The sequence below is a fragment of the Gaoshiqia sp. US2 genome (genome assembly GCF_059705485.1).
In genome coordinates, this window is record NZ_AP048550.1 from 4,886,472 (window position 1) to 4,912,162 (window position 25,691).

The following is a 25,691-nucleotide window of genomic DNA, read 5'->3' on the forward strand; positions in this document are numbered from 1 at the left end:
TCCTCCCCGTTCGTCTTAACTTTGAAATTGAACCTGAAAGACAGACAAGCGGATGTTAGCCAGCGAATTTAAAACGACTATTTTGCCACTTGGCAACAAACTCCTGCGCTTTGCCACTCAACTTCTGAATGACGAAGATGAAGCAAGGGACATCACCCAGGATGTATTTTTGAAGCTTTGGCAAAAAAGAGATACGCTGAATAATGTAGAGAACATCGAAGCGTTTGCCATGCGTATGGTCCGAAACCGCTGTCTGGACTTGTTTCGGTCGAAACGTTCGATTCCGGTAGACGATGAAAAACTGAAAAGACAAACAGACGAACAGCAAAACCTGCAAACGGAAATTGAACTTTCGGAAACGGCCAGGCTGATCAGGAAATTAATCAGCCAGTTGCCCGATATCCAGTGTACGGTGATGCACCTGCGCGATATTGAGCAATACGAATATGAAGAAATTGCCAGATTGACCAAGCTGAATGTGAACGCGATTCGGGTGACCTTGTCGAGAGCGAGAAAAAAGGTTAGGGATGAATTGATAAAAGAACAGGAATATGGAACCGGAAATCATCAAAAACAAGCTGCAGAAATATTTTGACGGCGAAAGCAGTGTAAAGGACGAAAAAATCCTGCGCGACTACTTTTGCTCCGGCGAAGTGGAGAAAGAACTGCTCCCCTACCGCGGACTGTTTACGGGGCTTGACGAACTGGCGGGCGCAGAAGCCGCATCGTTGGAAGACGAGCTAATGGATTTTATTCTGGAAAACGAACATCAGGAAAAAACAAAATACCGGCGGTTGTGGCAAACCGTGAGTGGCATTGCAGCCATCCTGCTGATGGCTTTACTGGTGGTGAATTACAATAACGATCGCCGGAACTGGAAAGACACCTATGCCGATCCCGAACAAGCCTATGCCGAAGCCAGCCAGGTCATTCAGTACGTAGCCGGCAAATACCAAAAAGGTATGAACCACCTGCAACCGGTGGGAAAGCTGCACGAGGCTGTAAAACCCCTGGACAAAAGCTTGTCAACGCTTGATAAAGGTTTTGAACAGGTTGAAACCTTAAAACGATTAAATGAAAAACTAAAAAATGAATAGCCATGAAAAAATCATCTTTAACCCTCAACCAACCCGCGCGTAAACAGACTGGTATAAAATACGCCGTAATCCTGCTGGCGCTGCTTATCCCGATGATGAGCATGGGACAGAAAAGCCCGGTTGACAAACTTTTCGAGAAATATGCCAATAAAGATGGCTTAACCACGGTCAACATCAGCGGGGCCTTGCTGGGTTTTGCCAGTAAAATAGACAGCGCATCGCCCGAATCCGATTTTCTGTCGGGTCTGAAAGGCATCCGCATCCTGTCGGTTGATAACGAAGCGCTGAACAAATCGCTTGATTTTTACAAGGAACTGGAAGCCGATGGTTTCTTTAAAAACCACGATTACGAAGTGCTCATGGAAGTGACGGATAAAAGCGAGGTCGTTCGGTTTTACGGACGAAGCGCGGGCAGCGGAAAATTCTCGGAGTTGCTGCTGGTTGTTGGCGGCGACAGCAATGCCCTGATCAGCATTCGCGGGCTGATTGACCCAAATAACATCGGGAAGATTACCGGGGCATTGAATATGGATGTCATGCCCAAAAGTAAATAATGATTGACGAAAATTAATTTAAATTTGTGTGGATGAAACAAAATCATACCATGCAAAAAACAAAATTGATTTGGGGAAAATACGAGGGTAAGCCCGGCCGCTTTTTCAGTTTTAAGGGTGGTTTCACCGAAATTCAGGTGAAACGTTTCCCGGGCGGGTGGATGATTAAAGAAAACCGGAAAGAGACGGCACACGATGCTTTTTCGGCCGGCATTTCGGAACAGGGAGAAGCGCTTTCTGATGCCCAAATCTACCAAACGGGACGTTCGGAGGTTTTGTTTGTGCAACCGGCCCTTCCGAAAAAACCTGTTGTTTTCAGGAATAATAAGCCGATGATTGTGAGTCCGATGCAATCGATCCGGATTTTTCTGGCCGTACCGGTCAATGTCCAGTTCTATTTTAGTCAGCCGAAGAGTGAAAACCTGATGTGCGAGTTTTCCACCTGCCGCTTGTCTGATACCTGGTTTGGAGAACCCGATGGCGGCGAACCAGCTTTCTCGATCGGTTCGCGCTTCGCCTTACAGGGCGACCAGCTTCAAAAAGAATACTATGACGCGGTTTGCCCGGTACACATTCAAAATAATTCGAACCAGGCGCTCGATTTACAACGGCTGATTATTCATGTCGAAAATCTGAATATCTATCAAAAAAGCAATCAACTGGTTACCGACCTGGTCACCATCGAATTTAAAGGACAGGACATGATCAGCAGTTTGCAGTTTTCGACCGAGAAGGCCCTGCATGGCGAATCGCCTTTGCTGATTAGTAAAGCGCGTATGGTTACCAGTAAAAATATTCTTGGACAAAGCTTCCATTTTTTTAAGAACTTCACACAGTTTTAGTTATGAACTTCGACCTTCCTTCCTACTTCAATACCGAAACATTGGATAAGATTATCCGCATAGGCATTGTGTTGGTTATCGGGCTGGGCTTTATTCACGGCTTAGCCCTCCTGGTAAAACGAAGCATCACTTACCGGCTTAGCAGGCAGTCGCGGATGATCGTGAACCGGATCATTGTTTACTCGGGTTACCTCTTGCTGGGCTTAACAGTTTTAAACGAACTGGATTTCGACATCACGGCCCTGTTCGGGGCGGCCGGGGTGGTTGGGATCGTGATCGGGATTGCCTCGCAAACCAGCATCGGCAACATTATCAGCGGCTTTTTTCTGGTGTCGGAAAAATCGTTCGAGCTGGGCGACATTATTCGGCTGGGCGACAAAACCGGGACGGTTTATTCTATCGACCTGCTTAGCATAAAAATACGCACCCACGACAACCTGCTGATCCGCATTCCCAATCAAACGGTCATCAGCTCGGAAGTAATTAACGTGACCCGGTTTCCCATCAGGCGCTTGGATATTAACCTGGGGGTGGCCTATAAAGAAGATCTGCGCAAGGTATTTGAAGTGTTGAAAGGGGTCGCCCGCAAAAATCCCCTGTGCCTCGAAGAACCGGAACCACTCATTTTGATGCAGGGATTCGGCGCCAGCAGCATGGATATCCTGTTTGCTGTGTGGTTTGAAAAAACCAATTTCAGGGAGACAAAAAACAGTATCCTGATCGATATCAAGGAAGCTTTTGACCGCGAAGGAATCGAAATTCCGTTCCCGCATGTGAGCCTGTATGCCGGCGAAGCAACTAAAAACTTTCCGGTAGAAATCAGGAACAAAAAAGCAGATTCCTGACCGCTCGGCAAACCGGCAGGCATCCCGAAATAAAACACCATCATTTTAGGATCGGTCAATGCAGGGCCGGCCGTCAAGACTTGTCCCGATAAAAATCGGGAACGCCCACCGGGTGCGTCAATTTTCAATCGACAATTATTGAATGCGCGGTACAAACCGCGCCACCCTATAAGAAGAACGTATTTGAATAAAAATTGAAGGACAGCCATTCTGAAGAAAGCGTTGCAACTTATGTCCTTCCGGACAGGATTTACTTCTTTGCCTTAACACAGAATAAGGTAATAAGGTGAATGTTGGTGGCGATGATCTTTCTACGAAGGTTACGTTAAATAAGGTTTATATCCGGGAAACTGCCCAGGGTTTGTCATTGGTAACTTGTTTCAGCATCTGTTGCCGTTTGTGGCCCAGGCGGTTAGCGATAAAGATTCCCGATCCGGCAACTGCCGGACGGAATGACACATTCATACGCCTGTTATAGTGGTCGTTACAAACGCCCCTCGTTGCCGCTGCGCTCAAAACGGAAGCAGCGCAGGCAAATGACCAATGACCACAAACTTAGCTCATCACACCTCTATCTGGGAAATTTTACCGGTATCGACATTGTAAAGCAACGGAGCGACTTTCACTTTCGGATAGCGTTTTCGCAGGCGTTCCACCTCAACGATCAAAAAATCCACCGCATCGCCAATCTCAAAAAAGGGCGACAGGTTTTCAAAGTGTTTCTCGGCATTTTCTTTTTTCCAGCCGGCATTTTTTACCAGCCCGTTGATAAACTCATTTTTTCGTTCGTCGAGCCTGACCATGCCGCATTTATTATGACCGATCAGCGCGATGTGCCTCAAGTCGCCCACGGCAATGGCATACGACACCTGAAATTCGTGATAAAACAGGTTCGCCCCGCCCGAGCGTATAATAAAGGCAAAATTTTCGGGGATCCACAAGCTTTTCCGGTTATCCATACACATACCGATCAGCATTTGGGCCTGATCGTAACTGCAAAAGGTTTTATTCAGGTTGTGATATTCAAGCAACAAACCGATTGGTGTTTTCCGGTACTCCGGAAAGATGTCGTCGGTTGAGTTTACTTCTATTAATTTCGCCATACATTCAGTTTCATCCTTTTTCCAAACCACAAAGCATCACGAAAGGTTCACTACCTGCCTTAAAAACCGAAAAATAAAAGCCCGTCCGGGTAGTTCGCCAAAACGCCGGTACAATATACAAAACAATCGCAGGCATACAAATGCCGCCGGGTTAGCCGATTGTACCACGAGCCCGGGTTAATTCGTACCTCCCTGTAAAATTTTCTGTTATTTTTGGAACAAAAACGAACCACATGGCAAAAGACTGGAAAGAGCGCCTGGGAGTGGTGTATTCGACCAACCCGGATTTTCAATTTGAAAAAGAGCAGGAAGAAGCGACTGAAACGCTTCCTCCCAAACAGCAAAACCTGCGGGTGGGCCTTGACAAGAAAAACCGGAAAGGAAAGGCGGTGACCCTGATTACCGGTTTTATTGGGGCCGAAGACGATTTGAAAGCGTTGGAAAAAAGCTTAAAAACAAAATGCGGCGTGGGCGGCTCGGCTAAGGATGGCGAAATCCTGATCCAGGGCGATTTCCGCGACAAAATCATGCAAATCCTGCAAGCAGAAGGCTACAAGGCAAAACGTACGGGCGGTTAAACAAGTGTACCCGGCTACTCATCCATTTCTTTCAGGATGTTTTCGACTTCGGTTTCGGTTTTATGGAGTTTTTCCTTGCAAAATTTAATCAGGAAAGATACCCGTTTCACTTTTTCCGACAGTTCGTCCACATCCAGTTCTTCGTTTTCAATTTTTTCCAGGATTTCGTCAATTTCATCCACGGCTTCCTTATAAGTCATTTTCTTCTGAACCATATCGTTTTATTTTTTTGATTTCACTTTTTACCTCACCGTCGGCCAGGCGCGTGAGCAGTTCGCCGCCTTCCGCCAGATCGCGGGTCGATTTTACCAGCCGGCCATCTTTGTATGTCAGACTATAGCCTCGTTTCAGTACATTATACGGATCAACCAGCCTGACTTTCTCATCGAAAGCGGCCAGTTGCCTGCGCTGTAACCTAAAGCTGTCGCGCAGGCGGATACCCATTTCGTGCCACACCTGAGTCAAAGCATTCTTTTCGGCACGAAACAGCCGTTGCGAATAGTGCTGCAGGTCGTCAGTCTTTTTTCGCAACCGGTGCGTTTGCTCTTTCAAATGGCCAAGTCCGCCGGATTCCAGGGAGCGCTTGTACTTTTCGAACCGGTCTTTTTGTTGTTTCAGGAAGGAAGGAACGACATTTTTCAATCGCATCCCCATCAGGTTGAACTGATATTCCTCCTCTTTCACCAGTTGCCTCACTCCGGTTTTGAGTTGCTGAACAGCCTGTTCCAGCCAGCTTGTTTCTTCTTCCAAACGGTCCTCCACCAAATTCACGAAACGGGTTTCCATTTCAATCAGCATCTGCTCAAATGCCTCGGCTCCGCTAATCAGGAACTCGGCAACCGCCGTGGGGGTTTTCATTTTGGTATGGGCCACCAGGTCAATCACCGTTTCATCTTTATCGTGCCCGATGCCGGTAATCACCGGAAGCGGAAACTGGGCCACATGAAAGGCCAGCTCGTAATGATCAAAACTGGCCAGGTCAATCTGGGCGCCTCCCCCGCGGATGATAGCCACCACATCGAAGAAATCGCCGTATTGAAACACCTGGTCAAGCGCCTGAATGATGGAATCGGCTGCTCCGGCTCCCTGCATTACGGCCGGGAACAAGCGGGTGTAAAAACGGATGTGCCGCGGGTTGTTGGCGAGCTGTTCCATAAAATCCTGTAAGCCGGCAGCCGTTGGAGACGAGATGATGGCCACACGCTGCGGAACCAGCGGAAGTTCCATCTCTTTGTTCATATCGAACACACCATCGTGCTGGAGCTGCAGAATAATTTCGCGCCGTTTCCGGGCCATGTCGCCCAAGGTATAACTGGGATCGATGTCGCGGATATTCAGGCTCAGTCCGTAAACCGGATGATATTCCACTTTAGCCTGAATGAGCACTTTGATGCCTTCGGAAAAAGACTGCCCCGTAGTCGTTTCGAAATAGGGCTTCAACATACGGAAAGTGTACGACCAAATGGTTGCCCGCCCGCGTGCCAGCACTTCTTTGCTGACAGAATCCATATCGACCAGTTCCAGGTAACAGTGGCCTGCCCGGTTAATCGTGATTTCGCTTATTTCGGCTTTAATCCAGATCAGATCAGGGAAAGCATCATCCAGCGTATTCTTGATGAACAGGTTGAGTTCTGAAAGCGATAATTGTGTTGTTGCCATACAATCTCCGGTTTTTAATGCCCCGATTTGATCAGTTTTACCCGGGCCGATTGATTATTGGAGCGGATATCGGCTACATATAAACCTGCAGGCAAGTTAGCAAGATTCGGTATATAAATAGGACTGGCCGGCGGAAATTGTGCTTCGTAAACCAGCGAACCGTTTGGGCGAAATAACCTGACTGTAACTTCATCGTCGGGCGCCCCGTCGCGCCTGTAAAGCCAGACATGCGTTTGCAGCGGGTTAGGCACCGCTGTCCATTCGTCCCGGTTTGAGCGGTTCTGTTTTTTCAGTAGTTCATCAGCCAGTTGAAAATCAGGGATCCCGTAACCCAGGCGATCGTCGGGATAAGGGTACTGGCTGGCGCTTTGTTCGATCGCCAACTTAACATCGGCGGCCCTGGCCTCCGGGTTTGCCTGCCATAAACAGGCTGCCATTCCGGCTAAAACAGGCGACGAAAACGATGTGCCGTTTCCGTATCCGATATACCCATTGCTCAATTGAATCACCGTTCCCTGCCCCATCGCCGCCACATTGGGCTTCACATCGCCGTCGGACGCAGGGCCAAACGAGCTGAACGGGGCTTTCATCCCCTCGCTGTTCACGGCGCCTACCCCAATCACCAGGTCGCCGTCGGCAGGGGCGCCGATATAGTTCCAGACGCCGTAGCCTTCATTTCCCGCGCTGGTCACCACCAGCATCCCTTTACGCGCAGCCATGTTAGCCCCGCGGGTGACACGGGTCGTATTTCCGTCCATATCCTGATAGGTATGACTCATGGAGGCATCATCAAACTGAGTATAACCCAGCGACGAATTGATGACATCAACCCCCAGCGAATCGGCATACTCGGCGGCAGCAACCCAATGATCTTCTTCAATCAGGTATTCCGAGCCAACATCCTCTGTCCGAAACAAAAAGTAAGAAGCCTTTGGCGCCGAGCCAACCAGCGTACCGGGCAGGTTCCCGGCCATCACCGACAGCACGCTCATCCCGTGATAATGTTCGGCAAAAACATTACTGCCCGGCGACACAAAATCACGGGTCCTCAACAAGCGGTCGTCGGCCCAGAGCGAACCAAAAACCGCATACTGATCGGCCCGGTAATAGCCGCCGTCAAGCAAGGCCACCCAGATACCTTGCCCCTGAAAACCGTCGTTATGCAGAAACTGACCGTTAAGCTGGCCGATTTGGTGAACCGAATAACCATAATAGGAGGTATCGATGGAAGCGGTAATCTGTTCGCGGGCAAATTTATCGCGGGTTGATTTGGTGATCATGCCGGGCCTGGTGAGCTGGATCTCCCGGATATAATTCAGCCCCGACACGGCATTGGCGACTGCCGGAGTCGCTTTCATGGTTGCTCCGTTCAACCATTTCGAACAATGGACGATTGTTGCGCCCGCATTTCTTAGTCCTTCCAGGTAAACCGAAGAAACCGGCAGGTCGGACTCATCAACCGGAATCTGTTGTTTTTCACGCCGGGAGATGGCCCGCCCGGATAAAAATTCGTCGGGCCGCGTCACCGAATAGTTTGTCCCGGCCTTATCTTTAAAGCCCACCCAGTAGTAATCCATTGTTTCCTGTGCGGGCAAATACAAGGGAAAAAACAAGTAACACAGAAGTAACCAACCAAACGGTTTCATGTCGTTTACAATTTATCCGGCGATAACGGGTCCTTCAAATATTCCATTGGATTATCGATGAATTTTTCCGGATCGATCAGTTTTGATTTGTTTTCCTCCATCTCCTGCAATTGAATCTGATCGATACTGTCGCGCACTTCCGGGTTCATCAGTTCGCCCATATCATAAATCAGTTCGTAGCTCAGGTTACCCTGGTCGTCATAAAATTTCCAGGTATCATGACGTAAGTTCTGCCGGTAAAAAGCCTCCATCTGCAATTCGCCGTTTTCGTGAAAAACCTGGCAAAAACCGTCGTTTTTACCGGCATTCATCCGACACTCAAAATAAGCTTTCCCGTTTTTGGTATAAACCCGGTATATTCCGTTTTTCAGGTTGTCCACCCAGTCCGCTTCTTCGAGTAATTCTCCGGTAGGGTAATATGTTTTTGACTTGCCGTTTTTCAGTCCGTCTATATAAAATTCTTCGCCGATCAATTTCTTATCCTGGTAATAAATCCATTTTCCGGCCTTTTTTTGGTTCACATAAACGCCCGCGGCAATCAACATTCCCCGTTCATCGAACAGCTTTGTCTGAGCAGAATCACTCGTTTCGGGATAATTAATCACTGCTTTAATCACGCCGTTTGGATGATACCGTTTAAATTCGCCCACCGGCTCATCATCTTTAAACAGGCCTTCGTACAGCAGTTTCCCGTTATCCTGTTTTTTTTGCCACCATCCCTGCTTTCGTCCCAGAGCATCGGTGTGATTCACCTGATCTTGTGCAACAAGCGTAATGGCAAGAAACACGAAAATTATCGTCAAAAATTTACTCATCATTTTTTCTTTTTATAACACCCAAAACTAAAGAATTATTTTAGATGAGATCGAAATTAAGTCGCCGTGATCGAATACCGCCGGCAATTTTTATATTGCTTACTCACTCAGTGATCTTAAAAATGAGCGGACCGAAGCGACCGATTCCACCTTGTAGGAAGCGGCTGTATTTTTCATACCAACCTTTATGGTGATGGCGCTTTCGGGCAGTTCGCGGAACATGTACTCATCGGTCCAATCGTCGCCAATGGCCAGGATGCAGTCAAAGTCCTTATCTTTTAAAAAACGCATAGCCGCATTTCCTTTGTTGACGCCTCCCGCTTTTACCTCGATTACTTTGTTGCCTTCCATAATTTCGAGGTTATGGTTGGCAATCATGTTTCGCAGTTCATCTTTCAGTTCGTTGGCCCGCAGGTCGCCTTGTTCGGGTTCGGCTTTGCGGTAATGCCACACCAGCGAATAATTTTTCTCTTCGATGAATGTTCCCGGGGTACGGTCGACAAAGGTTTCCAGAATCGGACGGATCACCGGCTTCCAGGCGCTGCTGATGTTATCCGTCATTTTCCAGTCTTTGCCATACTTTTTGACCCAAACGCCGTGTTCAACAATCAGATTTACCTGGTGCTCGCCCAGCCATCGCTCCAGCGTATCGCGGTCGCGTCCGCTGATGATGGTGATGATATTCTTCTCATCTTCTTCCAGGGTATTCAGCAGCAAGTGCAACTCCTGATCGGGACTGGCAGCCTGAGGGTCGTTTTGAAAGCTCACCAGGGTACCGTCGTAATCGAGAAAAATGGCCCGGCGCTGCGCTTTCCGGTACTGATCAAGCAATTCGTTTTTAATGGATGGGGTAATTCGTTTGGCCAGAAATTTATTCTGGATATTTTCGATACGCCGCAAAGCTTTTATAAACTCGCCCGACCATTTAAAAACATCGTACCGGCTGATGCGTTGCTGCAAAAATTTCATCCGTTCGCGTTGTTCGTCGATTGGCATGTTCAGCGCCTGGTAAATGGCATCGGCAATTTCTCCTTCGTCGTTCGGGTTGATCACGATGGCCTCTCCTGTTTCTTTCGCCACCCCGGCCATTTCGCTGATAATGATTACGCCGGTTTGATTAACGCGGCAAGCAATGTATTCTTTCGCCACCAGGTTCATCCCGTCGCGCACAGGCGTAATCAGGGCCACATCCGAGGTGCTGTACAATTCAATCAGGTTGTCAAAAGGAAGCGAACGGAAGAAATACCACACCGGGGTGTAGTTTACCCCGCCGAAACGTCCGTTGATCCGGCCAACCAGTTCATCGACTTCACTTTTCAACAACTTGTATTGGTCGACCTCGCTTCGCGAAGGCACCACCAGCATGATCAAGGTCACCTTGTTCCGAAATTCGGGGCGCCGTTCGAGAAACAGTTCAAAAGACCGGAGCCGATTGGGGATTCCTTTGGTGTAATCGAGCCGGTCGATGGACAAGATCAGCTTCCTGTCGGGGTCAACCAAAAAGTATTTATCCAACTCTCGGTGCAGTTCCGATTTTTCCTGCAAGGATTTTTGAAAAACCTCTTTTGCCCGGGTATGAAATTTTCCATAATCGATCCCCATCGGAAAGGCATCGCCCATCACGATGCGGTCTTCCAGGTGAATTTGATTAAACGACACCTCGTAGCCCAGAAGCCGGCGCACCGAACTAAAAAAATGCCGTTCATAATCATAGGTATGAAAACCAATCAGATCGGCGCCAAGCATCCCTTTGATCAGTTCATTACGCCAGGGTAAAATCCGGAACACTTCGAACGAGGGGAACGGAATGTGTAAAAAGAAACCAATGATCACTCCCGGCTTTTTGGCCTTGATCATTTCGGGCGCCAACAATAACTGGTAATCATGCACCCAGATGATATCTCCGTCTTCCAGAATTTCAAGGGTTTTATCGGCAAACTTTTGGTTTACTTTCACATAAGCGTCCCAATATTCCTGCTTATACTCGATAAACTGAGCGAAGTAGTGGAACAAGGGCCAAATCACGTTATTACTGAACCCTTCGTAATACAAATTAATTTCTTCGCGGGTAAGGTACACCGCCAGGCAATTCTCTTCCACCAGTTTTTCATCAATTTGGCGCGTATCCCCTTCCTTTAAATCGTCGGTTGCCAAACCGGGCCAGCCAATCCACTTTCCTCCGTATTCTTTGTAAATCGACCTCATCCCGGTGGCCAGACCACCAACACTGGGGTTTAATGTTAGCTGATTTTCATCATTGACGATACTTAGGGGTAAACGGTTTGAAACAATGTGGATTTTACTCATCTTTTCGTTTTTATATTCTGTTTTCAGGGAATGTTCATTGAAAATTCAACATCTGTGCAATTAAAATGTTGAATAATAGAAAAGCAGAAGATCATGATGACCTGATCCAAAAAAGACAGCATTAAGATACATCAAAAATGAGGTTTATAAAAATACCGGCTAAACCTTTTCTGTTTTACGTTTAAGCTTAATCAGGTTATGAAGAACTTAAATTACGGAGTAATAGGCAACTGCAAAAGCGCCGCGCTGGTTTCGGCAACCGGCGCCATTGAGTGGTTTTGCCTGCCTCAGTTTGACTCATCGTCGGTATTTGCCAAAATACTCGACGACCAAAAAGGCGGAAGTTTTGAAGTTTTACCCCTGCATGGCGAAAGTATCGGCCAGTGTTATGTCCCTCACACCAACATCCTGGTCACCCGGTTCAATTGTTCCGACGGGGTTTTTGAGTTGCATGACTTCATGCCCCGGTACCGCGAGGAAAATACCGGCAGCTATTACATACCGCCCGACATTGTCCGCTATTTCAGGCACATTTCGGGCGAACCCGAACTGGTGATCCGGTACCAACCCCGGCTGGAATATGCGCGACATCCCACCCGACACCTTATCGAGGAGGATTACATCAAATCGGTGACAGAAAAAGGCCCTTACGACTCGCTTTACCTGTATTCGGGTTTCGACCTGCAAGCCATTTTAAACGAAACGCCTGTTAAACTTTCAAAAGACAATTTTTGCCTGCTGAGTTATAACCAGAAATTACTAAAGCAGAATGTGAGAAGAAGCTATTTGAAGCTGGAACGAACCAAGGTTTACTGGCTGAACTGGTCGGAACGTACCACCTCGTATAAAAAATACAACGAAATCATTATCCGCAGTTCCCTGACCCTGAAGATGCTCAGTTTCGACAAAAGCGGGGCTATTCTGGCGGCGCTCACCACTTCGCTCCCCGAAACGGCCGGAGAAGAAAGGAACTGGGATTATCGTTTTTGCTGGATCAGGGATGCATCGATGGTCGTAAAAATTATGAACACGCTGGGACACCACCGGATGGCCAAACGTTACCTGAACTTCATCATGGATATTTTGCCCGACAAGGACGAGAGAATACAAATCATGTACGGCATACGCGGAGAAAAAAAACTGACCGAATACGAATTGCCGCATCTTTCGGGTTACGAAAATTCCGTTCCGGTCCGCATCGGCAATGCTGCCTACAAACAAAAACAAAATGATATTTACGGGATCTTACTGGATGTGATCCTGCAACATTTCGAATTATTCTCCGACACGCTCGAACACAGCGAGGAACTTTGGACGATCGTCCGGAACATGATTAAAGTGGTTGAAACCAACTGGAAAAAGCCCGACCGGGGAATCTGGGAGATTCGCAGTGAAAACAAACATTTCACCTTCAGCAAAGTGCTGTGCTGGGTAGCAGTCGACCGGGCCGTCCGAATTGCCGAATTGCTGAAAAGAAGTTTGTATGTGGGGCCCTGGTCTGACTTACGCGACGAGATTAAAGCCGACATTCACCGCCATGCCTGGTCGGAAACAAAAAAATCGTTCACCCAGGCCTATGGCGCCGACGATCTCGACGCGTCGGTCTTGCTCATGGAGCCCTACGGTTTTATCCCGGCCGAAGATCAACGCTTTGTCGACACCGTACTGGCCATTCAAAAAGATCTGGAATACAACGGCCTGATGTACCGTTACAAAAACCGGGATGATTTCGGAATTCCCAAATCAGCTTTTACAATTTGCTCGTTCTGGCTGACGAACAGCCTGTACAAAATCGGTCGAAAAAAAGAAGCGATCGAAAAATTCCGGACTTTACTCCAGTATGCCAACCATTTGGGCCTGTACAGTGAAGACCTGGATTTTGAGACCAAACGGATGCTGGGAAATTTTCCGCAGGCTTACTCGCACCTGGCGCTGATCGAAACCGCTTTGACCATCTCGAACGAAGAGTTAACAGAAGAAGAAGAAATAAAAGAATTTATCTTTTAAAAGGGCAGCGGCTGTCTCTTTCGAAACAACCGCTGCTTGTTTTTGGTTATTTTCCCCCTTAACTCAGAAATGTTCTCAACATCCACAAGCGTTTTTCGGTTTCGCTAATGGCATCGCTGAACAGCGCATTGGTGGCCTCATCGTTCTGGTTGGCGGCCACCGCCTGCAGGCTTTTCATCCTGGCTAGCAGTTGCTCCGACTGAGCGATGACCACACCCACGGCTTTTCGCCCGTCGCTCACCTGCTTTACTTCGGGCAGGCCGGCTACTTTCAGATAGTCTGAAAAGGCATGAACCGGTTCGCCGCCAATCATCAGGATGCGTTCGGCTACTTCGTCAATCAGCTCGGATGTTTCGTTGTAGTACTCTTCAAATTTAGCGTGCAATACAAAAAACATCGACCCTTTGACATTCCAGTGCAAGCCCCGCAGATTCTGATAGAAAATTTACAGATCGGCTAAAAATCCGTTTAACCCGTCGACCAATACATCATTTTTCAGGTTGCTTTTTTCTAAAGTTTTCATATCTATTCGTTTTAAATTGTTTGACTTATCTTGTTTTTATTTTCTTTACTCAAAGATACTATAATCATTATTTATTAATTTTATACAGTCATTAATTACGGTTATAAACTATGAATATCAATCAATTAAAATACTTTATTGAACTGGCCCGGCATAAAAGTTTCTCGAAGTCGGCCAGCCGGTTAAACATCAGCCAACCGGCGCTGAGCCTTCAGATTCAGAAACTTGAGGAAGAATTCGAATATCAACTGATTGACCGGACGAAAAAGCCATTAGCGCTGACAGCCGAAGGTGAGTTGTTTTATGAGAAAGCGTTAAAAATTGTACAACTTGTTGAAGACCTGGGGCAGTTAAGCCTCGAAATGGAAGAACAGGTCGAAGGAACCCTTCGGATTGGCATTATCCCAACCCTCGCCCCTTACCTGATTCCCCTGTTCATCAAACAACTAAACCGGAAATACCCCAAATTATTCCTCGACGTTACAGAATTAAATACCGAAGATATTATTACCCGGCTGACTTACAACGAACTGGATGCCGGGATCCTGTCGACCCCGCTGAAAGCGAAAAATATTGGTTTTGTCCCCTTGTTTTATGAACAGTTTTTCCTGTATGTATCCGAACATCATCGTTTGTTTGCGCAGGATTCGGTTAACCTGGAACTGTTGCCCCGGAACGAGCTCTGGTACCTCAGGGAAGGAAACTGTTTTCAAAACCAGGTCAATTCGTTTTGCCGGATACCCGATCCAAAAGACAGCGATCTCTCGTTTCGCTATGTTTCGTACTCCATCGAATCGTTAAAACGGATTGTTGAGAACCAGGGAGGCATGACCTTTATCCCTGAACTGGCCACGATCAACATCCCGTCGGAGTATGAAAATATGATCAAGGAGATTGAAGGCGAAACACCCGTCAGGGAAATCAGCGCCGCCTACCTGCGAACAACCGGCCTTAAAAAACTGGTCCGCCTGTTGCTCGATGAGGTGATCGACTGCATTCCCGCGCGGATGAAAGAAAAGCCGGATGTAAAACCGTTGGATACCCAACTGAGGCTGAGTTAATCAACGATGCTTTTAACCCGGCATTTTATGTTCGCCTGTATTTGATTGATTAACTCCTGTATGGTTTTCTCGCCCCATATTATCGATGTATATCCCAATGCCCACTTAGCAGAGCCAACTCTTTTTAGATAATCCATTTTTTTTTAGTTTAGAATCACTATTATCCGACTAAAGTCGGGAATGCAAAGTTTTATTGTCTGTAATGTCCGGTTTTTGAATACTCATGTGTATTTACTCATGAATTCAAGACAATACTTCGTTGAAAATGTTGATAACTATTTGAAAATGAGCAAAATAAGTATTTGAAATATTTAATTAAATCCCTGATAATCAGTATCTTAATAGGATTTACCAGATTCTATAAAAGTATGATTACCAGGGAATATAAATCTTATAACACATTAATTATCAAAAATTTGTCTAAAATATCAAATATAAACAAGCGCAGAAAGGACTTCATTTGTGAAGTACTTCTTCTTTTTCTCAGCATAAAAGGGCGGATCAACTTTCTGCAGCTTGGGCGTTATGGTTTGTCCGGCGAACAAAGGTACAGACAACAGTTTGAGAAACCATTCGACTTCCTTGCCTTTAACAAGGAACTTGTCCTTTCCAACGGCAGTGGCCGTTATATCATCGCCTTTGACCCCAGTTACATCGATAAGTCGGGCAAAAAGACGACAGGCCTGGGTTGGTATTGGTCGGGGTGTGCCGGAAAAGCCAAATGGGGGCTCGAGATTGGCGGCATTGCAGCAATCGACATCGACAACCATACCGCATTCCATCTTGAAGCCGTGCAAACACTTCATTCACAGGATCAAACACTTACGCAGTGGTATATTGACCTGCTGACAGAAAGGTCGGGCACGCTTACGGCCATTTCCCCCTATTTTGTGGCCGACGCATGGTTCTCGAAAAAGCCGTTTGTCGATGCAATAACAGCAATGGGGATGCACGTTGTATGCAGGTTACGCGACGACGCGGACCTTTTATACCTGTACAGGGGAACCCCTACCGGCCAAAGGGGGAGGCCAAAAAAATACGCAGGGAAAATCGACATCGGCGCCATCGACAAAGATTATTTCACACTTGTCGAACAGACCGGTGAACACACTATCTATTCCGCGATCGTTTATTCAAAAAGCCTCAAACGCAATATCCGGCTTGCCTACGTTTTGTACCACAGGGGCAACGGGAAGCAAACCACCAAGCTGTATTACGGTACCGACCTTAGCCTGTGCCCCAAGGATATATTGCTGTATTACCAAAGCCGTTTCCAGATCGAGTTCCTCTATCGCGACGGAAAACAGTTCACCGGCCTTTGCGATGTACAGGCAAGAGGGGAAAACAAACTGGATTTCCACTTCAACGCTTCCCTGACGGCAATCAATGTTGCCAAGGTGGAGGACTGGCTGAGAACCCCGAAAGAAGACAGGAAAGCGTTCTCTATGTCCGACGTCAAAACGCTGAACCACAACAGGTTGTTGCTCTGTCGATTTTTTGACCTGTTCGGAATCGACCCAAACAAACCAAAAAATAAAGAATACATCAAAGAACTTTTATACTACGGCACTATTGCCGCTTAATTTTTTAACGAAGTATTGAAAAAAGTTTCCTGAATAATTTCTTCTACGTCTTCCTTCGATTTTAAAATTGCAAACAAGAAGAAGTATAGCTTTTGATGATACATTTCAAAAAGCGATTTAAAAGCATCGTTATCTCCATTTTTCAATGCTTCTACCAACTTCCTTTGGTTACTTGCTTCGTTCAATTGTTCCAGAATAACTTTTTCCGATTGCAATTATCGCAAATAATTTCTAATTAAACCAGATTTCTCTTTTTCACAAAGCTTGAAATGAAAGACAACCCGAATAAAATGAATTCCAAGGTTTAAACATTCCAGAAAGCGAACATAAAGCACAATAGCTAATTTTTACAGAAACACTTTTCCAAATAAAGTTCTGCAGAGCAGGGCTAGGTAATATGCCTCAACAACCTCCCATACCGAGCATTCATTATTTTCAAGCACCTCTGTTTCATTTCCTCCGACAAAAAAGATTTTTCAATCCAATCCGCAACTTTCGCTCGATTCTTTGACATCCTTTTAAAACTGCTTTGGATTTGTTTTGCGGTTAATCCCATCCCCTCTCCCAATTGCTCAAAGTGTTCCCGTTTGAGCTTTTTCTTTTTGCCACACAGTGTCAATGCCAATTCTTCATCATCTTCAGGGAGAACAATAGCCACATTCAGCAGATCATATGCCGGTGCCAACCCCCAACCTGAGGATTGCTCAATCATTGAGAAGTTCTTCAAATGCATATCGTTGTTGCCCGTCAAAAAAGAGAAAAGAGCCAATTCAAAGAAAAAGATTTTATCAAGCATTGTATTTGCAGAATAGGTATCCAAAGCTTTTCCAACTTTCTCCATCGACCCTTTATACTTATCAAAAGCCTCGGTTATTTGATACATGTCCAACATGTGGATTTTTTCGCCGCTCTCTGTTCGATCTATCCGCTTGGTGATGTAAGCCAACTCACCCGAAGCCAGACGAATAAGAGAAGAAGGCACTACTCTTATTCCAAAATCTTCAGCGATACGCATAGTCACATGTTCGTTCTCCGGCATTTCCGGAAATCGATCGGAAGGCGGTTTGAAAATGTATTGTCCGCCCAAAGCCCCAACAACAGTTAAACGAGTATCCTCAGCTTTATCCGTTGCTGCTTTAATTAACGTCATCGAGAGTTTCGGCTGTACCCCAGGAACAGTCACGCTTCGCTCGACGACAGACTTCGCCAACTCATCCATCTGACTTAAAGTATACTCAATTACAGGTGGCGCTGATGTTCCAAAGAACGCTAATGAACATTTTGGATGAAAATCCAGCTCTTCGTCTATTGGCTGGTAGCAATACAAACATTTACGCATCATTGCCCTCCTCAATTGGTACAACACTCACTGCTCCGATACAATTTTGACAACAAGCCAAAAGTAAACCCATACGATCATTTTGGTTGATCCGCCAACTCTCTGACGCTATCTCAAGCAACCATCCTTCAGGAATAAGCCCTTCAAAAAACGGGAATAATCGATTATCGGAGTACGGTTTCTCCGTAACTGGCATCGTAAACGTGAGAAACAATTCCGGATGCCCACTCACATACGCCGAATCGTACTGAAAAACATATTCCCCATCATCCGCTTCTGTGATTGTTCCAGCGAAATAATCCTTATAAAAAACGTTCCCTTGTCTCATCCGTTCAATTCTTTACTATTCACCGGGGCCAACTCATGACCAAACATACTCAACACCAGGTTAACCTTATCCATATTCAGATTTGTCTTCCCTTGTTCAATTTTCCGGATCACTGTCAGTGCGACTCCCGCACGTTCAGCAAACTCTTCCTGTGTAAGATTTACCTCTTTGCGTCGCTCTTTAACAAACTCTGCCAATTGCTTCATTATATGCCTTTAAATATAAATCAAAACAAATATATGAAATTATATGCAAAAAGATATAGAACCACTGGAAATTCACATTTTATATGCAATACCATATAACTAGAACCAACGACTTTTTAAACGATCAAAGCAAGATCATCAGCAGCAAGCTCACATAGGCTATCAACATCCCGTAGGTAATCCACCGAAGTTGCTTTCGAAGGGGCTTATTGCCTTGTTCTACAGCTTTGATTACTTTATCCAATGCTCCCGCTTCGACCTTGATGCCATGCCGGTCAATCTCTTTCACTTCCCGGGAAAGCGACATGGATAACTGTGTCAGATACCTGTATTGCTCTGTCGATAACTGGAGATCTTTCAGGCTTTGAGCAAGCGTCAGATCCCGTTTATCAGTTTATCCATTCGTTCGATCAACAGCCCAATATCATTATATCGACTTAGTCAAACGTGAAAAACCCTCATTTTTCCAGAAAGCATGAAACTTAAGTTTCTACTGAAGAGGAAAATTAGGTTTTCAAATAGCTCAAAAATATTTTTTGCTTCGGATTTTAACACCAATATCGGTTAGATTAACGCCATTTAAGGCTGCACAAGACCTAATAAGTATGTTTAACGCGCACATTAAAGCCAATTAGAGCGCGGCACAAATATGGTACAAATATATGGCAAAAATCGATTAAATTCCAAACTAAATCGGAAGTTATTAAAATCAAAAAACGCAGCAAGTCAGAAACTTACTGCGTTGTATTAATTGCTGATTATTCTTATTAATCGTATCCTATTTTACTTCTTCAAAATCCACATCGGTTACTTCGCCATCCTGCGATGCTTTGGATGACTGTCCGTTACCGCCGGTGGCTCCGGCATCGGGGCCGGGCTGGGCATTGGCCTGGGCCTGTGCGTTATACATTTCCTGCGAAGCAGCCTGGAACACCTGGTTCAGTTCGGCCGTGGCGGCATCAATCGCTGCCAGGTCCTGATTTTTGTGTGCTTCTTTCAGTTTATTCAAAGCAGCCTCAATCGGTCCTTTCTTGTCGGCAGGCAGTTTGTCGCCAAACTCTTTCAATTGTTTTTCGGTTTGGAAAATTAAACTGTCGGCCTGGTTCAGTTTGTCGACCTTTTCTTTGGCGGCCCTATCGGCTTCGGCATTGGCGGCAGCTTCCTCGCGCATCCGTTTAATTTCGTCGTCGCTTAATCCCGACGATGCTTCGATGCGGATGGACTGCGATTTACCGGTAGCTTTATCTTTGGCGCTCACGTGCAAAATACCATTGGCATCAATATCGAAGGTTACTTCAATCTGGGGAACACCGCGCATGGCCGGCGGGATTCCGTCGAGGTGGAAACGGCCGATGGTTTTATTCCCGGCTGCCATCGGGCGTTCGCCCTGCAACACGTGGATCTCAACCGAAGGCTGGTTATCAGCAGCCGTTGTAAATGTTTCCGATTTCTTGGTCGGTATCGTTGTATTGGCTTCAATCAACCTGGTCATCACGCCGCCCATTGTTTCAATACCCAACGAAAGCGGGGTCACATCGAGCAACAACACATCTTTTACTTCACCCGTCAGTACGCCTCCCTGGATGGCAGCGCCAACAGCCACCACCTCGTCGGGATTTACACCTTTTGAGGGGGCTTTGCCAAAAAGTTGCTGTACTTTTTCCTGAACAGCCGGAATACGGGTTGAGCCGCCAACCAAAATCACTTCGTCAATATCGGCGGCAGTCATACCGGCATTTTTCAGCGCTTTACGGCATGGTTCCATCGTGGCATTGATCAGGCTGTCGGCCAGTTGTTCAAATTTGGCGCGGGTCAGCGTTTTTACCAGGTGTTTCGGCATGCCGTTTACCGGCATAATATACGGCAAATTGATTTCCGTTTGTGTGGAACTCGACAACTCGATTTTTGCTTTCTCGGCAGCTTCTTTCAACCGCTGGAGGGCCATCGGGTCTTTACGCAGGTCAAGGCCTTCTTCGCTTTTAAATTCTTCGGCCAGCCAGTCGATAATTACCTGGTCAAAGTCGTCGCCACCCAGGTGTGTGTCGCCGTCGGTCGATTTTACCTCAAAAACGCCGTCTCCCAGTTCGAGGATGGAGATATCAAAGGTACCGCCGCCAAGGTCAAACACGGCGACTTTCATATCCCGGTGCATTTTATCCAGACCGTAGGCCAGAGAAGCAGCCGTTGGTTCGTTAATGATCCGACGAACTGTCAGTCCGGCAATCTCGCCGGCTTCTTTGGTCGCCTGCCGCTGAGCGTCGTTAAAATACGCCGGCACCGTGATAACTGCCTCTGTAACTTCCTGTCCCAGGTAGTCTTCGGCTGTTTTCTTCATTTTCTGAAGCACCATAGCCGAAATTTCCTGCGGCGAATAACGGCGGTCGTCAATCTGCACGCGAGGCGTATTATTGTCACCCTCAACAACTTTGTATGGAACGCGTGATACTTCTTTATTTACATTGGCAAAACGCTCTCCCATAAAACGTTTTATGGAGAAAATCGTTTTTTGCGGGTTGGTGATCGCCTGACGTTTGGCCGGGTCACCGATTTTGCGTTCACCGTTTTCAACAAAAGCAACGATTGAAGGAGTGGTACGTTTTCCTTCGCTGTTGGGAATAACAACAGGTTCGTTACCTTCCATAACAGCAACGCATGAGTTTGTTGTACCTAAGTCTATTCCAATAATTTTTCCCATTTTATCTTTTATTTTTAATAATTTCCTGATTGGACTTCAGATATACGGTCAGAATTGATCAATGATTATGCCAAGGAAGATTGGCCGGCCCGAAGTGCAATATTGGCACAGTGAATAAAAAACCTTGCATTTCATGCTGACATGTTTGATGACAAAAAGACAGCGGTTTATTAAATTTTATACATTTACCCCACTAAACAAATTTAAAAACGGTATACCTATGGAACCTATCAGAACCGAAAAAAAAGATCGCCTGTTATCCCTTGATGCCCTTCGCGGATTCGACATGTTTTGGATTATCGGCGGTGAAGCTTTATTTGCTTTTATCGGACAAAAAACAGGAGCAGCATGGCTCTCGGCACAAATGGAACACGTTCGCTGGACCGGTTTTCACTTGTATGACCTGATTTTTCCGCTGTTTATGTTTATTGCAGGCGTTGCCATTCCCTATGCCATTGTGTCGAAACTCGAAAAGAATTCACCCCGGAAAATACTGGTTACCAAAGTCTTTAAACGCATGGCCATCCTCGTGGCGCTGGGAATTATCTATAACGGCGCCCTGAGCGGCAACTTAACAAATATTCGTTATGCCAGCGTGCTCGGGCAAATCGGGCTGGCCTATTTTTTTGCCGCCGTCATTGTTATTTACACCAAATCCATCAAAAGCCGGTTGTATTGGCTTGGCGGCATACTGGCCGGTTATGCCCTGATCCAGCTTTTCGTCCCGGTTCCGGGCGTCGGGGCAGGCGTGCTCACGGCCGACGGGTGTATTAACGGTTATATCGATCGCCTGCTGCTTCCCGGTCGTTTGCACGGACAAGTTTTTGATCCGGAGGGGCTCCTGTGCATTATTTCGGCAACAGGAATCACCCTGATGGGCGTAGTGGCCGGTCATATCCTGCGGGAACGGAAACGCGGCGACCTGCAAAAAGTAATGCTCATGGCCGGAATTGGCGCTGCATTGGTCGTTCTGGCGCTCATCATTCACCCCTTCTACCCGATCATCAAAAAATGCTGGACCAGCACCTTCAACCTGATGGCCGGCGGTATCAGCTTTTTACTATTATCATTATTTTACCTGATCATTGATGTGCTGAAATGGTCGAAATGGTCGTTTTATTTCCGCGTGATCGGTATGAATTCCATCTTTGTGTACTTATTTGTACGTTTTGTGGATGTGGAACGGCTTTCCGGCTTTTTGTTTGGCTGGGCCCCCGAACTCTGGGGCGATTTTGGACAGTTCATTCATTATACCGGGCTGCTTGCCCTCATCTGGGCCGTCTTGTACTACATGTATAAAAAGGAGATTTTCTTAAGAGTCTGATATCATTCGCGACTTATTTGGCCGGATAACTTAAAAGTTACTTACCTTTGTGCCGATAAAAGAATAAACCATGTCGGTACATAAAGAAATTAAGCGAGTCACCACCCATGTTTTGTCTGAGATGAAACTGAAAGGTGAAAAAATATCCATGCTGACCAGTTACGATTACAGCATGGCCAAATTAGTTGATGAAGCCGGAATTGATGTCATCCTTGTAGGCGATTCGGCATCGAACGTCATGGCCGGGAACGAAACGACCCTGCCCATCACCCTCGACCAGATGATTTACCACGGCAGCTCGGTTGTAAAGGCAACAAAACGGGCGCTGGTGGTGGTTGATCTGCCCTTTGGAACCTACCAGGGCAACAGCAAAGAAGCGCTGAATTCAGCCATCCGGATTATGAAAGAAACGGCAGCCGATGCCGTGAAACTCGAAGGGGGGAAAGAAATCCGCGAATCGGTCGACCGGATTTTGTCGGCCGGTATTCCCATTATGGGACACCTGGGTTTAATGCCGCAATCGATCCACAAATACGGAACCTACACGGTAAGAGCCCGGCAGGAAGAAGAGGCCGCCAAGTTGATGGAAGATGCCAAACTACTGGAAGAAGCCGGCTGTTTTGCCCTGGTGCTCGAAAAAATTCCGGCGGCTTTAGGCAAACAGGTGGCCGAATCGCTGAAAATACCCGTGATTGGTATTGGCGCCGGCAACGGAGTCGACGGCCAGGTGCTGGTGATCCACGATATGCTGGGCATCACCCAGGAATTTTCGCCCCGTTTCCTGCGACGCTACCATAACCTGGCAGCCGAAATCAAAGGAGCCGTTGGCTCCTATATCGACGATGTGAAGTCGCTCAATTTCCCAAACGAGAGAGAGCAGTATTAGGGAGTTGGTTATTAGTTATTAGTCATTAGTCATTAGTTATTGGTAATTGGGCATTGGGCATTGGTTGGTTATTGGATAATAAAAAGTACCAGACACAACGAATTTAAACGCGATCGTCATGAAACTTGAGGAACTTAAAATTTACAATCTGTCAATGAATATTGCAGAAGAAGTTTGGGCAGATGTCTCAGGATGGGATTATTTTTCAAAAGATACAGTCGGCAGACAACTGGTTCGTGCTATTGATTCCGTTGCTGCCAATTTGAGTGAAGGCTTTGGCCGGTATCATTACAATGACTCCAAAAAATTCGGATATTATTCAAGAGGTTCATTGTATGAATCGAAAACATGGTTGGTGAAAGCCAAAAATCGCGGACTGATCACGAATGAAAAATTTTCACACTATGCTGATCAAATTAATATCATCGGAAAAATGCTCAACAAGTACATCAAATCAATTGGCGAAAGTGACTCAGTAAACGAACCCCCGGTAAAATATTTGATCGCAGGAGAAGACAATGATTTTTTAAATATCCCCCCTGCTAATGACTAATTACTAATGACTAATTATCCAATGACTATTTTATACGAAGACAACCATATTATTGCGGTGAATAAAGCCTGTGGCGAAATTGTGCAGGGCGACAAAACCGGCGATGTTACCTTGATTGACCAGGTAAAAGCCTACATCAAGAAAAAGTACAACAAACCGGGCGATGTTTACCTGGGTTCGCCGCACCGGCTCGACCGGCCAACCAGCGGCGTGGTGCTTTTTGCCCGGACCAGTAAAGCGCTTACCCGCCTGAATGAGATGTTCCAGGATAAAGACGCCATGAAAAAAACCTATTGGGCCGTGGTGAACGTCCTTCCTGAACGGGAAGAAGATACCCTGGAACATTACCTGTGGAAAGATGAAGGCAAAAATAAAAGCTTTGCATCGGTGAAACCCAAAAAAGATGCGCGTTTTTGCAGTTTAAGCTACCGGCACCGGGCCAGCGTAAACCGGTATCACCTGCTGGAGGTTGACCTTCATACCGGGCGGCATCACCAAATCAGGGTGCAACTGGCCAAAATAGGCTGCCACATCAAAGGCGACCTGAAATACGGCGCCGAACGCAGCAACCCGGACGGCGGTATCCACCTGCATGCCCGGAAACTGGAATTTGTTCACCCGGTTAAAAAAGAACCGGTTAAAATTATCGCCAACCCGCCAAAAGGCGACCCCATTTGGGACGACCTGATCCAGATTAAGGAATTGAAGGATTAAATGTTTTTGCTGAAGGCAGATTGGTTAAACCGGCCCGTAATGGTTGAGTCCCGCACGATGAATCTGTTCTGATTTCCGGTTTCTGCTTTAACTCCAGCTCGGCTGTTTGAGCATAGCGGTTCCGGGCATGAAGCTCGCTGTTGTCTTTTCGCTCTTTCGTCAACAGAAAACAAAGGCAGAATACCAAATATCCGAATACAACCAGATCGGGAAGGGCTGTTTCCATCGTTATTGTTTTCCGCGATTTTCAGAAGAAGACATTTAATCAATTCCCGTAATTCGGGCCTGGAGTGGTTGTTCCGATTTTTTGCCATTTATGATCGGATAAATCGTGATGCTGATTTCACCCCGGACCCCCGTTGGCAAACTGTAACTGAACAGCATTTCGCCCCGTTCTTTGGGCAACAGGTTTCCCGGGTTGGTGAACCGGATCTGCTTATGATTACCCTCAATCATAAAAATCAGGTTCATTGGTTCGTCGGTATCATTGGCATAGCGTAGCTTAATTTGTTTTCCGGGTCCTTCCGCCACCTTTCCAAAAGGCAAAACCTTCAGGTTAAAATATAAGCCGTTTCCAAAGTGGTAGGGGTAATCCTCCTCTACCGGATGCTGATACGGAATAACATTCCCCTTAATCCAAATACGGTTTATACTTTTGTGGTTATTGCTGTAAATAACGATCTCCTTTGAAAAAAATCCAGGCCGGCGAAGAGGGTTATAAGTGATGCTAACCCTCCCATCGCGACCGGGCAAAACAGGCTCTTTGGTGTATCCATGCCCGGTACATCCGCAACCGCTTACAATTTCATCAATTACAACAGGTTTGCTCCCTGTATTTTTAAAGATAAACGAATGTGACACTTTCCCGTTTTTCTCAAAGATTTCGCCAAAATCGAACACCCGTTCTTCAAAAGAAAGCGCCGAAGAAACAGTTTGCGAATAAAGCTGCCCATTAAAAATCTGCAACAGCAACAGCAGCAGGATAAATCTTCTCATGATCTCATTCATTTGAGGAAAGAGAGGCGA

General features: G+C 46.4%; 28 protein-coding genes. 13 read left to right on the forward strand and 15 right to left on the reverse strand.

Going from position 1 to position 25,691, the window contains the following annotated elements:
• The first annotated feature begins 52 nt into the window (after positions 1–52).
• The 5 genes from AC6H3C_RS19475 to AC6H3C_RS19495 are packed head-to-tail and all read left to right on the forward strand — an operon-like array spanning position 53 to position 3,338.
• Positions 53–595 carry a GFO_1088 family ECF-type sigma factor gene (locus AC6H3C_RS19475; RefSeq protein ID WP_497517186.1) on the forward strand — a complete coding sequence of 181 codons (543 nt, stop codon included), beginning with the start codon at positions 53–55 and terminating at the stop codon, positions 593–595.
• Positions 552–1,097 (forward strand): PG0215 family putative anti-sigma factor, encoded by a 546-nt coding sequence (locus AC6H3C_RS19480; protein WP_497517187.1) that lies wholly within the window; start codon positions 552–554, stop codon positions 1,095–1,097. Before AC6H3C_RS19475 ends, AC6H3C_RS19480 begins: the two co-directional genes overlap by 44 nt.
• Positions 1,098–1,099: 2 nt before the next feature.
• Entirely contained in the window at positions 1,100–1,651 is a 552-nt protein-coding gene (locus AC6H3C_RS19485; RefSeq protein WP_497517188.1) for a DUF4252 domain-containing protein, read from the forward strand.
• 32 nt (positions 1,652–1,683) lie between these two features.
• Positions 1,684–2,493: a DUF432 domain-containing protein gene (locus AC6H3C_RS19490; protein ID WP_497517189.1), complete on the forward strand. Its 810-nt coding sequence runs from the start codon at positions 1,684–1,686 to the stop codon at positions 2,491–2,493.
• Between the two features lie 2 nt (positions 2,494–2,495).
• On the forward strand, positions 2,496–3,338 hold the full coding sequence (locus tag AC6H3C_RS19495; protein WP_497517190.1) for a mechanosensitive ion channel family protein: 843 nt from the start codon (positions 2,496–2,498) through the stop codon (positions 3,336–3,338).
• Positions 3,339–3,674: 336 nt separating this feature from the next.
• Here the strand turns inward: AC6H3C_RS19495 and AC6H3C_RS19500 are convergent, their stop codons facing one another.
• Together AC6H3C_RS19500 and AC6H3C_RS19505 are read right to left on the reverse strand one after the other, a co-directional pair.
• Positions 3,675–3,803, reverse strand: coding sequence for a hypothetical protein (locus AC6H3C_RS19500; protein ID WP_497517191.1), 129 nt, complete (start codon positions 3,801–3,803; stop codon positions 3,675–3,677).
• Between the two features lie 98 nt (positions 3,804–3,901).
• Positions 3,902–4,441, reverse strand: coding sequence for a carbonic anhydrase (locus AC6H3C_RS19505; RefSeq protein WP_497517192.1), 540 nt, complete (start codon positions 4,439–4,441; stop codon positions 3,902–3,904).
• 233 nt (positions 4,442–4,674) lie between these two features.
• On the opposite strand from AC6H3C_RS19505, the gene AC6H3C_RS19510 reads away from it, so the two are divergent.
• The gene (locus AC6H3C_RS19510) at positions 4,675–5,019 is read left to right on the forward strand and encodes a translation initiation factor (protein ID WP_497517193.1); all 345 of its coding nucleotides are present in this window, start codon (positions 4,675–4,677) and stop codon (positions 5,017–5,019) included.
• A gap of 14 nt (positions 5,020–5,033) precedes the next feature.
• Here AC6H3C_RS19510 and xseB read toward each other — a convergent pair whose 3' ends face one another.
• The 5 genes from xseB to AC6H3C_RS19535 all read right to left on the reverse strand — a co-directional run bounded on the left by xseB (position 5,034) and on the right by AC6H3C_RS19535 (position 11,446).
• Positions 5,034–5,234, reverse strand: a complete 201-nt coding sequence (gene xseB / locus AC6H3C_RS19515; RefSeq protein WP_423126592.1) for an exodeoxyribonuclease VII small subunit — start codon at positions 5,232–5,234, stop codon at positions 5,034–5,036.
• A complete protein-coding gene (gene xseA, locus AC6H3C_RS19520) occupies positions 5,209–6,678 on the reverse strand; it encodes an exodeoxyribonuclease VII large subunit (protein WP_497517194.1) in 1,470 nt (489 codons plus the stop codon). The genes xseB and xseA overlap by 26 nt, the downstream gene beginning before the upstream one ends.
• A gap of 14 nt (positions 6,679–6,692) precedes the next feature.
• Positions 6,693–8,324: a S8 family serine peptidase gene (locus tag AC6H3C_RS19525; RefSeq protein ID WP_497517195.1), complete on the reverse strand. Its 1,632-nt coding sequence runs from the start codon at positions 8,322–8,324 to the stop codon at positions 6,693–6,695.
• 5 nt (positions 8,325–8,329) lie between these two features.
• Positions 8,330–9,142: a toxin-antitoxin system YwqK family antitoxin gene (locus tag AC6H3C_RS19530; RefSeq protein ID WP_497517196.1), complete on the reverse strand. Its 813-nt coding sequence runs from the start codon at positions 9,140–9,142 to the stop codon at positions 8,330–8,332.
• A 96-nt stretch (positions 9,143–9,238) separates the two neighbouring features.
• Positions 9,239–11,446: a bifunctional alpha,alpha-trehalose-phosphate synthase (UDP-forming)/trehalose-phosphatase gene (locus tag AC6H3C_RS19535; protein WP_497517197.1), complete on the reverse strand. Its 2,208-nt coding sequence runs from the start codon at positions 11,444–11,446 to the stop codon at positions 9,239–9,241.
• A gap of 198 nt (positions 11,447–11,644) precedes the next feature.
• On the opposite strand from AC6H3C_RS19535, the gene AC6H3C_RS19540 reads away from it, so the two are divergent.
• The gene (locus AC6H3C_RS19540) at positions 11,645–13,453 is read left to right on the forward strand and encodes a glycoside hydrolase family 15 protein (RefSeq protein ID WP_497517198.1); all 1,809 of its coding nucleotides are present in this window, start codon (positions 11,645–11,647) and stop codon (positions 13,451–13,453) included.
• A gap of 58 nt (positions 13,454–13,511) precedes the next feature.
• Here the strand turns inward: AC6H3C_RS19540 and AC6H3C_RS19545 are convergent, their stop codons facing one another.
• Positions 13,512–13,850 carry a Dps family protein gene (locus AC6H3C_RS19545; RefSeq protein WP_497517199.1) on the reverse strand — a complete coding sequence of 113 codons (339 nt, stop codon included), beginning with the start codon at positions 13,848–13,850 and terminating at the stop codon, positions 13,512–13,514.
• A gap of 236 nt (positions 13,851–14,086) precedes the next feature.
• On the opposite strand from AC6H3C_RS19545, the gene AC6H3C_RS19550 reads away from it, so the two are divergent.
• Complete coding sequence (locus tag AC6H3C_RS19550) at positions 14,087–15,037, forward strand: LysR family transcriptional regulator (protein WP_497517200.1); 951 nt, start codon at positions 14,087–14,089, stop codon at positions 15,035–15,037.
• A 416-nt stretch (positions 15,038–15,453) separates the two neighbouring features.
• Positions 15,454–16,620, forward strand: a complete 1,167-nt coding sequence (locus tag AC6H3C_RS19555; protein WP_497517201.1) for a transposase — start codon at positions 15,454–15,456, stop codon at positions 16,618–16,620.
• A 388-nt stretch (positions 16,621–17,008) separates the two neighbouring features.
• Here the strand turns inward: AC6H3C_RS19555 and AC6H3C_RS19560 are convergent, their stop codons facing one another.
• The 5 genes from AC6H3C_RS19560 to dnaK form a co-directional block, all read right to left on the reverse strand.
• Positions 17,009–17,962, reverse strand: a complete 954-nt coding sequence (locus AC6H3C_RS19560; RefSeq protein WP_497517202.1) for a HipA domain-containing protein — start codon at positions 17,960–17,962, stop codon at positions 17,009–17,011.
• Positions 17,952–18,287: a HipA N-terminal domain-containing protein gene (locus AC6H3C_RS19565; protein ID WP_497517204.1), complete on the reverse strand. Its 336-nt coding sequence runs from the start codon at positions 18,285–18,287 to the stop codon at positions 17,952–17,954. The genes AC6H3C_RS19560 and AC6H3C_RS19565 overlap by 11 nt, the downstream gene beginning before the upstream one ends.
• Entirely contained in the window at positions 18,284–18,493 is a 210-nt protein-coding gene (locus AC6H3C_RS19570) for a type II toxin-antitoxin system Y4mF family antitoxin (protein WP_497517205.1), read from the reverse strand. Before AC6H3C_RS19570 ends, AC6H3C_RS19565 begins: the two co-directional genes overlap by 4 nt.
• A gap of 124 nt (positions 18,494–18,617) precedes the next feature.
• Entirely contained in the window at positions 18,618–18,800 is a 183-nt protein-coding gene (locus AC6H3C_RS19575) for a hypothetical protein (protein ID WP_497517206.1), read from the reverse strand.
• Between the two features lie 471 nt (positions 18,801–19,271).
• Positions 19,272–21,188, reverse strand: coding sequence for a molecular chaperone DnaK (gene dnaK, locus AC6H3C_RS19580; RefSeq protein WP_497517207.1), 1,917 nt, complete (start codon positions 21,186–21,188; stop codon positions 19,272–19,274).
• A gap of 220 nt (positions 21,189–21,408) precedes the next feature.
• On the opposite strand from dnaK, the gene AC6H3C_RS19585 reads away from it, so the two are divergent.
• The 4 genes from AC6H3C_RS19585 to AC6H3C_RS19600 all read left to right on the forward strand — a co-directional run bounded on the left by AC6H3C_RS19585 (position 21,409) and on the right by AC6H3C_RS19600 (position 24,665).
• Positions 21,409–22,512, forward strand: coding sequence for an acyltransferase family protein (locus tag AC6H3C_RS19585; RefSeq protein WP_497517208.1), 1,104 nt, complete (start codon positions 21,409–21,411; stop codon positions 22,510–22,512).
• Between the two features lie 70 nt (positions 22,513–22,582).
• On the forward strand, positions 22,583–23,398 hold the full coding sequence (gene panB / locus AC6H3C_RS19590; protein WP_497517209.1) for a 3-methyl-2-oxobutanoate hydroxymethyltransferase: 816 nt from the start codon (positions 22,583–22,585) through the stop codon (positions 23,396–23,398).
• Between the two features lie 118 nt (positions 23,399–23,516).
• Positions 23,517–23,951, forward strand: a complete 435-nt coding sequence (locus AC6H3C_RS19595) for a four helix bundle protein (RefSeq protein ID WP_497517210.1) — start codon at positions 23,517–23,519, stop codon at positions 23,949–23,951.
• Between the two features lie 6 nt (positions 23,952–23,957).
• The gene (locus AC6H3C_RS19600; protein WP_497517211.1) at positions 23,958–24,665 is read left to right on the forward strand and encodes an RluA family pseudouridine synthase; all 708 of its coding nucleotides are present in this window, start codon (positions 23,958–23,960) and stop codon (positions 24,663–24,665) included.
• On the opposite strand, the gene AC6H3C_RS19605 is transcribed toward AC6H3C_RS19600, so the two are convergent.
• The gene (locus tag AC6H3C_RS19605) at positions 24,646–24,891 is read right to left on the reverse strand and encodes a hypothetical protein (protein ID WP_497517212.1); all 246 of its coding nucleotides are present in this window, start codon (positions 24,889–24,891) and stop codon (positions 24,646–24,648) included. The two genes, AC6H3C_RS19600 and AC6H3C_RS19605, sit on opposite strands and share 20 nt — an antisense overlap.
• 35 nt (positions 24,892–24,926) lie before the next feature.
• Entirely contained in the window at positions 24,927–25,661 is a 735-nt protein-coding gene (locus tag AC6H3C_RS19610; protein ID WP_497517213.1) for a DUF1573 domain-containing protein, read from the reverse strand.
• Positions 25,662–25,691: the final 30 nt, after the last annotated feature.